Raw genomic sequence first — 5,734 nt, 5'->3', positions numbered from 1 at the left:
AGCCGAATCCCAAGCAGGAGACGGTGTGCAGGAACTGGATGGAATTTTGTGCCCGGGATTTGTAAATACACATTGTCACCTGGAATTATCGCATATGAAAGGGGTTATTCCGGAAAAAACCGGGCTGCCGGCCTTCCTTACCCAGGTCATGCAGTCCAGGAATAATCATACCGGCGACTACAACGCCATCATTGATCAGGCGGAACAAGCCATGTGGGGAGCCGGCATATCTGCCGTAGGCGATATCTGCAACAGCACTGCTACCCTGGTGAAGAAACAACAGGGCAGAATGTATTACCACTCTTTTGTGGAATGTATGGGCGTAGCCGAGGCAGGGGCCAGGCCCCGCTATAATTATAGCATGGATGTACTGGCGTCTTTCCGGGAAATCAATAGTTCCCGGCATCAATGCTCCATTGTACCACATGCACCTTATTCCGTTAGTCAAACCCTGTTTGGTCTATTGGCCGGCACCCCGGCTAATACCCCGGTATGTATCCATAACCAGGAAACATCCGCAGAAAATGAACTGTTCCAGCATAAAACAGGCGACTTCCTGTCCTTTTACAGCCAGTTTGGCATGGATATCAGCGGCTTCCAACCTACTGGTACCAACAGCCTGGAAGCTTATCTGCCTTACTTCTCCCAAAATAAAATATTACTGGTACACAATACTTTTACTACGGAACAGGATATACGATTTGCACAACAACAACCCCTGGAAACATGGTGGTGTTTATGTCCGCAAGCCAACCTGTATATAGAAAACCGCCTGCCGGATATTCCGTTGTTCCGGGAGCTGCAATGTAATATTACCCTGGGCACCGACAGTCTGGCGTCTAACCATTCCTTATCTGTTTGGGAAGAAATAAAAACCATTCGCCGGCATTTTCCTGAAATTCCGTTGGCGGAAATGCTGCAATGGGCTACTTTTAATGGCGCAAAGGCCCTCGGTATACAGGATACCTATGGCAGTTTTAACACCGGGACCCAACCAGGTGTGATATTGATTAACCAGGAAAGCAAAAGAATAATTTAGCGGTAATTTATGAATGAGTTTTTGAACAAAGTCTTTTTAGACAACCCGATACAGGATTACCTGATATTGATCGGTGTATTATTATTTGTAGCCGTCGTTAAGCGCTACGTGTCCAAAGGACTGGCGGCCATCCTGTTCCGGCTGGTGAGGCACTGGTCTCCCCAGATTGAAGAGAGGGATTTTGTGAGCCTGTTGTTGCGACCACTGGAATACTTTCTGTTACTGACTACCTTCATGCTAACCATTGACCGGTTTACGTTTCCGCGTCTTCTGAATGTGCATGTATATGGTAAAATCACGCTGCAAAATGTAACCGACACCTTACTGGAACTGGCGCTGAGCATGAGTATCATCTGGATTGTATTACGGCTGATCGACTTCATTGCGCTGGTACTGGAAAAGAAAGCGGATCTGACAGAAGATAAGACCGATAACCAGTTTATTATTTTCTTCCGGGATTTTTTCAAGGCGATTGTGTTTATCATGGGGGCTATTGCGTTTATCCGCATCCTCTTTGGGTCTGGCCTGGTGGAAAAGATTATTGCCGGTTTGGGAATAGGTGCGGCAGCCCTTGCACTCGCCGCCAAAGAAAGCATTGAGAACCTGATAGGTTCCTTCATTATCTTTTTCGATAAACCCTTCCGTGTAGGCGATAGCGTTAAAGTAGACTCCTACCAGGGAGCGGTAGAAAAAATAGGCTTGCGCAGCACGCGTATCCGCACACTGGAAAAAACATTTGTCACCGTTCCGAACAAGAAAATGGTAGACAGTATCCTCGATAACCTTTCACTTCGTACACAACAACGGGTGGCTTTAAAGCTGGAACTGGGCACAGATACGCCCGCAGATGCGTTATTGGGCTTTTTACAGGATGTAAGACAATCTTTGAAAAGTAACAATAATGTACTGGAGAACTTCACCGTGAACCTGAATGATTTTACGAAAGATACTTACGTTATCCAGATTGTTTTTAACACTTACATCATTGATGGTGCACAGTATGCCGTGTTAAGAGAATCAGTGAATCTGACGGTGATTAAGCTGCTGGAAGCCAGGGGAATTAAATTGCCAACTACATCCACGAATGTAACGGTAACGGACCAACGGCCGTAAGTTTTTGTCTTTGCTCAGGATTATACTGATTTAGATGATTTTCCCGATTTTGTTTATCAGGATTAAAAAAGATTAGCGAAGATGGATGCGGAAATTCACATCTGTCTTCACTAATCTTTTTTAATTATATAATTCCAAAAAGTAAAATCGGGAAAATCATCTAAATCAGTATAATCCTGAGCAAGACAACATTCGCTTTTACTCTTTATCTTTTTCCTTGTTTTTCTGGCTGCTGCTCAGCAAAATGCGGGACAGATCAGCTTCTACAGACTCTTTAGGAGAACCGGTGATACGTCCTTCTTCTTTACCGTCTTTCAGTACGATAATAGTAGGTACTTTCTTCACTTTATAGTCAACTGGTGAATCTGTTTGTAATTTCTGATCGGCAGCAAACATCAGGATCTGATCTTCCGGGCTACCACCGGTGATCATTATTTTATAGAGAGCAGGCACTACTTCCCGGCTTGTTTCGTCCCAGGTACCCATTACCACTACCAAATTAAAATTCGAGCGGTTTGACTTAATATAATTGAGCATATTGTCATTAGGCTGATAGTTGTTTACACCCTTGTAGAACCACGTTGTGGAGGTATCGTTCATCAGTGTTTTCATATCTATCTTGCCCTTCAATACCTTTCCATTCTGTGCCCAGGCCAGGGAAGAGAATAACAGGCCGCCACCCAATAGTAATGTTTTCAATCGCATAATGATGTTTTTATAATTGATCTTTCAGTTCCGTTAAGAAACCCCGTACCTTTAGCAAAGCCTGTACCATTTCAAAATTCCGGGCAGCCAGCTTATGATCTTCTTTCAGCTTTTGCTTGGCACCTTCTATGGTATATTTTCTTTCGCGCAGTAAATGATAAATTAATTTGAGGTGCTGAATGTCCTCCTGCCGGAAAAGCCGATCGCCTTTTCGGTTCTTTTTGGGCTGCAATATATCGAACTCATTTTCCCAATAGCGGATGAGCGAAGTATTCACCTTAAACATGGCTGCAACCTCGCTGATCGAATAATACTGCTTATCTAGTACCAATTTATCCAATTCCATAATCAGATCCGGGTCCTCCGACAATTCTTTCAGTGATTTACGTCCCCTTTTTTTCCCAGGTATGGTGGGTGCTACGGCAGCTTTTTTGCTGCTTGCCTTTACTTTTACTTTAGCTGGCACTGATACCGCAGCTTCAGGATGCGGTATTCCAGGTGTCGAAAAAAGGTCTAGCTGGTGCATCGTAGTAAAAAACGAGGTGACAAATATCTTTTACGAAGATGAAGTTAAGCTTTTAGCTTGTAGCTTTCCTTTTTTAGATCTTAGAATTTTTAGTCCGGCGCGTTTGGTAAGGACATATAACTTACTAAAAGCTAGGGACTAATGGGTTCTGGTTAATCAAACGACTGATTTCCGGACCTGGCCATTTTCAGCATACGATCAAACTGTTCAGGGGTCAGGTCATTAAAGAAGAAATATACCGGATCTACCTTTTCGCCGTTTTTCATCACTTCGTAGTGGCAATGGGGACCGGTAGATTTACCAGTGCTGCCTACCCATCCCAATACATCTCCACGTTTTACGGTTTGGCCGGCCTTCACTTTCATGCGGAGCATGTGACCATATAACGTTTTATAACCATATCCATGTCGGATTACCACATGATTACCGTAGCCCACGTCGCTCAGACTGGCTTCCTCTACCACACCATCACCAGTAGAATAGATAGGCGTGCCGCTTGGCGCCGCAAAATCGAGTCCTGCGTGGTATTTCATGGTTTTATAGATAGGATCTATACGATACCCAAAACCAGAGGCAATATGTTTAAGATCTTTATTGGACACCGGTTGTATAGCAGGAATAGAGGCCAGCATCTGCTGTTTGTTCTTTACCATCTTATCAATTTCATCATAAGATGTTTCCTGGGCTTTTACCCGGTTATTCAGTTCTTTCAGCAAAACGGAGGTAGATGCAATGATTTCACTGCTGGCAAACGATTGCAGTTGTGCGGCTTCTTCATCCCGCTTTACTTTACCCAGGCGGGTACTGTCGGGAATAGGGGCGGCTTCAAAGATGACCCGATAAATTTCATTGTCGCGGTCTTCCAGCTCCGCCAGCTTACCCTTCACTTCCTTCATACGACCCTGCAAGGCATCATATTTTTCCTTCATTCCCTCCAGGTCACGACGAAGCGACTTCTCTTTCGGCGAGTCGACCAGGCGATAAGCCACAGACAGAAAGATAGCCCCGGTAACGATTGCCGCAGACACAAACCCCAGTATTCGCAGGATCTTAACCCGCAGAGACACTACGAGCTTCTCGTATTTTAATGTTTGGGTATTATAAAAATATTTAACCTTCTTCATGCACCAGGGTATACTTTATGCGCCATAGTGCAGTGAACGCTATGACAGCCGATTTATTTCACGAGGTACAAACTTATGGATGGTATCGTTGGCTTTTCTTTTCCCATTGAACTATTTTTGCCGGGTTACATAACCTGTTTTGCATAATCATACCAGTTTCGATATTTTTGCACTCCCTTTAACACGGCGGGAAAATAAGGCGCACAAACCTACTGTAATTAGATTAAAACATCAACCTTTTGAATGTCAATTTTCTAACTACTTTATAAGGGCTTGAAACACAGTTGCAAGTCCAAAGCTGGTTGAAACGCCTTTATAAGATATAAAATACATATTAATTCGTATCAATATTTATGACAGCATCTGAAATAAGACAGCAATTCCTGGACTTTTTTGCGTCAAAAGGGCACCAGATCGTCCCATCTGCCCCTATCGTTATTAAAAACGATCCCACCCTGATGTTCACCAACGCGGGGATGAACCAGTTCAAGGACTACTTCCTTGGCAACCGGGTTCCTCCCAACAAAAGAGTGGTAGATACGCAAAAGTGCCTGCGGGTAAGCGGCAAGCACAACGACCTGGAAGAAGTAGGTATTGATACTTACCACCATACCATGTTTGAAATGCTCGGTAACTGGAGCTTTGGCGACTACTTTAAGAAAGAAGCCATTGCCTGGAGCTGGGAATTATTGACAGAAGTATATAAAATCCCAAAAGACAAGCTCTATGTGACTGTTTTTCAGGGAGATACCAGCGAAAACTTACCAAAAGACGAAGAAGCATATAATTTCTGGAAAGAACATATCGCAGAAGACCGTATCCTGTTAGGTAACAAAAAGGATAACTTCTGGGAAATGGGAGATACCGGCCCTTGTGGTCCATGCTCCGAGATCCACGTAGATTGCAGACCAGAGGCGGAGAAAAAGCTGGTAGACGGTAAAACCCTTGTCAACGCTGACCATCCACAGGTGATTGAAATATGGAACAACGTATTCATGCAGTTCAACCGCCTGAAAGATAAATCGCTGGAGCCTTTACCAGCACAACATGTAGATACCGGCATGGGACTGGAACGCCTCGTAAGGGTGTTGCAGAATAAAACCTCTAACTACGACACCGACCTGTTCATGGGTACCATCCACACTACGGAAGGACTCAGCGGCAAAAAATATGCAGGCACAGATGAAAAGAAAGACGTGGCCTTCCGCGTAATAGCCGATCATATCC

At 44.2% G+C, this 5,734-nt stretch carries 6 protein-coding genes; 3 read left to right on the top strand and 3 right to left on the bottom strand.

The window, feature by feature from the left end; all coding sequences use genetic code 11:
* Positions 1–1,039: amidohydrolase family protein (locus tag VIP81_RS32625; RefSeq protein ID WP_331972157.1), on the top strand; the 1,039-nt coding region annotated here is incomplete at its 5' end.
* 9 nt (positions 1,040–1,048) lie between these two features.
* A complete protein-coding gene (locus VIP81_RS32620; protein WP_331972154.1) occupies positions 1,049–2,152 on the top strand; it encodes a mechanosensitive ion channel family protein in 1,104 nt (367 codons plus the stop codon).
* A 198-nt stretch (positions 2,153–2,350) separates the two neighbouring features.
* Here the strand turns inward: VIP81_RS32620 and VIP81_RS32615 are convergent, their stop codons facing one another.
* The 3 genes from VIP81_RS32615 to VIP81_RS32605 all read right to left on the bottom strand — a co-directional run bounded on the left by VIP81_RS32615 (position 2,351) and on the right by VIP81_RS32605 (position 4,507).
* Positions 2,351–2,857 carry a hypothetical protein gene (locus VIP81_RS32615; RefSeq protein ID WP_331972151.1) on the bottom strand — a complete coding sequence of 169 codons (507 nt, stop codon included), beginning with the start codon at positions 2,855–2,857 and terminating at the stop codon, positions 2,351–2,353.
* Positions 2,858–2,867: 10 nt separating this feature from the next.
* Positions 2,868–3,323 (bottom strand): MerR family transcriptional regulator, encoded by a 456-nt coding sequence (locus tag VIP81_RS32610; protein ID WP_331972148.1) that lies wholly within the window; start codon positions 3,321–3,323, stop codon positions 2,868–2,870.
* A gap of 212 nt (positions 3,324–3,535) precedes the next feature.
* Positions 3,536–4,507 carry a peptidoglycan DD-metalloendopeptidase family protein gene (locus VIP81_RS32605; protein WP_331972144.1) on the bottom strand — a complete coding sequence of 324 codons (972 nt, stop codon included), beginning with the start codon at positions 4,505–4,507 and terminating at the stop codon, positions 3,536–3,538.
* Positions 4,508–4,860: 353 nt separating this feature from the next.
* On the opposite strand from VIP81_RS32605, the gene VIP81_RS32600 reads away from it, so the two are divergent.
* A partial coding sequence (locus VIP81_RS32600) for an alanine--tRNA ligase-related protein (protein ID WP_331972141.1) occupies positions 4,861–5,734 on the top strand: 874 nt, incomplete at its 3' end.

The organism is Chitinophaga sp. (assembly GCF_036566945.1).
Classification (GTDB): Bacteria; Bacteroidota; Bacteroidia; order Chitinophagales; family Chitinophagaceae; genus Chitinophaga.
This window is presented reverse-complemented; position numbering and strand designations above follow the sequence as displayed.

Excerpts from the sequence above, each read along its gene's own strand:
- VIP81_RS32620 (WP_331972154.1), top strand. The coding sequence starts at position 1,049 with ATGAATGAGTTTTTGAACAAAGTCTTTTTAGACAACCCGATACAGGAT.
- VIP81_RS32615 (WP_331972151.1), bottom strand. The coding sequence starts at position 2,857 with ATGCGATTGAAAACATTACTATTGGGTGGCGGCCTGTTATTCTCTTCC.
- VIP81_RS32605 (WP_331972144.1), bottom strand. The coding sequence starts at position 4,507 with ATGAAGAAGGTTAAATATTTTTATAATACCCAAACATTAAAATACGAG.